Source organism: Streptomyces gelaticus, assembly GCF_014649535.1.
GTDB classification, from domain to species: domain Bacteria; phylum Actinomycetota; class Actinomycetes; order Streptomycetales; family Streptomycetaceae; genus Streptomyces; species Streptomyces gelaticus.
Genome location: NZ_BMTF01000061.1, coordinates 1 through 4,116, shown reverse-complemented (window position 1 = coordinate 4,116; position 4,116 = coordinate 1). Strand labels below are relative to the sequence as shown.

General features: G+C 71.1%; 2 protein-coding genes. Both read right to left on the bottom strand.

Annotated elements, in window-relative coordinates; translation table 11 throughout:
- Positions 1 to 3,233: non-ribosomal peptide synthetase (locus tag IE107_RS34230; protein WP_189548241.1), on the bottom strand; the 3,233-nt coding region annotated here is incomplete at its 3' end.
- Positions 3,230 to 4,116: phosphopantetheine-binding protein (locus IE107_RS34225; RefSeq protein ID WP_189548240.1), on the bottom strand; the 887-nt coding region annotated here is incomplete at its 5' end. The genes IE107_RS34225 and IE107_RS34230, both read right to left, overlap by 4 nt.

The window sequence follows — 4,116 nt, the reverse complement described above, 5'->3', positions numbered from 1 at the left end:
TCCATCTGGTCGAGGAACCACAACCGCTGCTGGGCGGAGGAGAGCGGGACGAGCTCCGGCCGCTCCTCGGGCATCAGTGCGGGCCGCCGCTCCCCACTGCCCTCGGCCGCGATCCGTTCGGCCAGCTGCGCGACGGTCGCGTACTGGAACAGGTCCCGGATGGTGATCCCGGTCTCCCACACGGCCCGGATGCGGCTGATGAGGCGGGTGGCGAGCAGGGAGTGGCCGCCGCGCCGGAAGAAGTGGTCGTCGATGGTGACCGACGGCAGCCCGAGGACGGCCGCGAAGAGTCCGCACAGGACTTCCTCGGCGGGTGTACGCGGCGGGCGGCCCCCGGTGTCGGCGCTCTGCCGGGGTACGGGCAGGGCGCGTCGGTCGACCTTGCCGTTGACGGTGAGGGGGATCTCGTCGAGGACGACGAAGGCGGACGGGACCATGTACTCGGGCAGCGTGCCGGCGATCTCGCGGTGCACCGCCTCGGTGTCGATCCGGGCGCCGTCGGCGGCGACGAGGTACGCGGCGAGGCGCTTGTCGCCCGGCCGGTCCTCGCGGACCACGACCGTCGCCTGACCCACCGCCTCCTGGACGGTCAACGCGCTCTCGATCTCGCCGAGTTCGATGCGGAAGCCGCGGAGCTTGACCTGCTGGTCGGCACGGCCGAGGTATTCGACCGAGCCCTCGTGGTTCCAGCGCACCAGGTCGCCCGTGCGGTACATCCGGGTACCGGCCGGACCGTACGGGTCCGCGACGAAGCGCTCCGCCGTCAGCGAGGCGCGGTTGAGGTAGCCCTGGGCCAGGCCGGCACCCGCGATGTACAGCTCGCCGGGAGCGCCCGGCGGGACCAGCCGCAGGCCCTCGTCGAGGACGTACAGGCGGTGGTTGTCGAGCGGCTCACCGATCGGGACGGCACCCGCGTGGTTCAGCGGACGGTGGATGCGGTGGGTGGTTGCGAAGGTGGTGGTCTCCGTCGGACCGTAACCGTTCACCACCGTGACGTCCGGGCAGTGGTCCATGACGCGGCGCACCGCCTCCGGCGGGACCACGTCGCCTCCCGCCCACACCTCATGGACTCCGGCGAACGCCTCGGGCGCCTCCTCCGCCATCACCCGGAACAGACCCGCCGTCATCCAGAGCGCGGTGATCCGGTGCTCGGCCAGCAGCCTTCGGTAGTCGGCGGGGGCGAGATGGCCGCGCGGTGCCACCACGACCGTGCGGCCGTTCAGCCACGGCACCCAGATCTCGTACGTCGAGGCGTCGAAGGCGGCCGGCGAGTGGAACAGCACGCGTCGATGGTTGCCGTTCGCGTACATGGTCTGGGCGGCCAGGTCCGCCACGTTGCGGTGGGTGACCGCGACGCCCTTCGGGACTCCCGTGGAGCCCGAGGTGAACATCGCGTACACCGGCTGGTCGGGGTGGATGGTGTGTGCCGGAGCGGTGGCGGGCAGCAGGTCGAGGTCGATGGTGTCGCCCAGGACGACGACCTGCGCGTCGGACTCCAGGACGACCTGGTGGTCCGAGAGGGCCCGGTCGGTGAGCAGGACCGGCGCCCGGGTGTCGGCCAGGATCTGGACGAGCCGGCTGTCGGGGTCGGTGGTGTTCAGCGGGGCGTAGACGGCACCGGCCTTGACCACGGCGAGCAGCGCGGTCAGCAGGTCGGTCGAGCGCTCCATCAGGACAGCGACCACGTCGTGCTGCCGCACTCCCACGTCGATGAGGTGGTGGGCGAGCCGGTTGGTGACCTCGTCGAGTTCGGCGAAGGTCAGATCGTGGTCCTCGTCCACCAGGGCTGTCGCGTCCGGGGTGCGGGCGGCCTGCGCGGCGAACAGCTCCGCCAGGCTCATTTCGGACGTGCCGGTGGCGGTGCCGCTCCGCTCCTCCAGGAGCAGCCGCCGCTCGTGCTCGCCGAGCAGGTCGAGGACCGACAGCGGGGTGTCGGGCGAGGTGACCACGGCCTCCAGCAGCCGGTTCAGCCGTGCCATGAGGGCGTCGATCGTCTGGGCGTCGTAGAGGTCGGTGGCGTACTCGATGGTGATGTCCAGGCCGTCCGGCCGGCCGTCGCGGGTACGGTGCTCGGCGAATCCGAAGGTCAGGTCGAACTTGGCGATCTGCAGGGCGCTGTACTCGGTGCGGGCGTCGAGCCCCGGGAAGCCGATCACGTCGGACCCGGCCTCGCCCATGGTGAGCATCACCTGGAAGAGCGGGTGGCGGGAGGCGGAGCGCTCGGGGTTCAGCACCTCGACCAGCCGGTCGAAGGGCAGGTCCTGGTTGTCCCAGGCCGCCAGGTCCGTCTTGCGGACCCGGGAGAGCAGATCGCGGAAGCTCGGGTCACCGCTCAGATCCGTGCGCAGGACCAGCGTGTTGACGAAGAAGCCGACCAGTCCGTCGAGTGCCTCGTCGATGCGCCCCGACACCGGCGAGCCGATCGGGATGTCCGGTCCGGCCCCGGAGCGGGACAGCGCGGTCGCCACGGCGGCCTGGACGGCCATGAACAGGGTGGCGCCGGACTCCCGTGCGAGGTGGGTCAGCCCGATGTGGAGTTCGGCCGGCAGGTGTACGTCGCAGGTGGCGCCCACGTACGAGGCGGAGGCCGGGCGCGGACGGTCGGCCGGCAGTGTGGCCTCCTCCGGGAGCTCCGCCAACGACGTGCGCCAGAAGTCCAGTTGACGTGATCCGGCGCTGTCCGGGTCGTCGCCATCGCCGAGCAGTTCCTGCTGCCAGAGGGTGTAGTCGGCGTACTGGACCGGCAGCGGCTCCCACGCGGGGGCGATGCCCTGGGCGCGGGCCTCGTAGGCGGTGGCGAGGTCCTGGAGCAGGGGCGCGGTCGAGCCGCCGTCCGACACGATGTGGTGCATCACGATGAGCAGGACGTGCTCCTGCTCGCCCAGGACGATCAGGCGTGCCCGGACGGGCAGGTCCACCGCGAGGTGGAAGACCTGGGCGGATTCCTCGGCGAGCACGGTGGGCAGCGTCGCGGCGTCGGCCGGGATGACCTCCAGTGCGAGCTCCACGTCCTCCTCGGCGAGGATGTGCTGGTACGGGGTGCCGTCCTGGTCGGGGAAGAGGGTGCGCAGGCTCTCATGCCTGCCGACCACGTCCAGGAGCGCCGACTGGAGTGCCGCGCGGTCGAGTTCACCGTTCAGCCGCACCGCGAGCGGGATGTTGTAGGTGGTCGACGGCCCTTCCATCTGGGCGATGAACCAGAGCCGCTGCTGGGCGAATGACAGGGGAATCACTTGGTCACTCCCATCCGGCGCATCGGCCGAAGTCTGGGCCGGGCGGCCTCGGCGCCGTCGAGCTTCTCGACGAGCGTGGCCACGATCGGGTTTTCGAAGAGGGTCGCCACGGAGAGCTCGACTCCGAGTACGGTGCGGATCCGGCCGGCGAGCCGGGTGGCGAGGAGCGAGTGCCCGCCGAGGTCGAAGAAGTGGTCGTCGATGGTGACCGACGGCAGCCCGAGGATCTCCGCGAAGAGACCGCACAGGACTTCTTCCTTGGCGGTGCGCGGTGCGCGCCCGGTGGTTTCGTTGCTGAACTGCGGGGCGGGCAGGGCGCGTCGGTCGACCTTGCCGTGGACGGTGAGGGGGATCTCGTCGAGGACGACGAAGGCGGACGGGACCATGTACTCGGGCAGCAGCCCGGACATCTGCCGCTGTACGTCCCCGGGTTCGATCCTGCCGCCTTCCTCGGCGGTGAGGTAGGCGACGAGGCGCTTGTCGCCCGGCCGGTCCTCGCGGACCACGACGGTGGCCTGGGCCACGCCGGGTCGTCCGGCGAGGACGGTCTCGATCTCGCCGAGTTCGATGCGGAAGCCGCGGAGCTTGACCTGCTGGTCGGCACGGCCGAGGTACTCGACCGAGCCCTCGTGGTTCCAGCGCACCAGGTCGCCCGTGCGGTACATCCGCGTACCGGCCGGACCGTACGGATCCGCGACGAAGCGCTCCGCCGTCAGCGAGGGACGGTCCAGATATCCCTGCGCAAGCCCGGCGCCGGCGATGTACAGCTCGCCCGGGGTGCCCGGCGGGACCAGCCGCAGCCCCGCGTCCAGGACATACAGCCGATGGTTGTCGAGCGGCTCACCGATCGGGACGGCACCCGCGTAGTCCATCGGACGGCGAA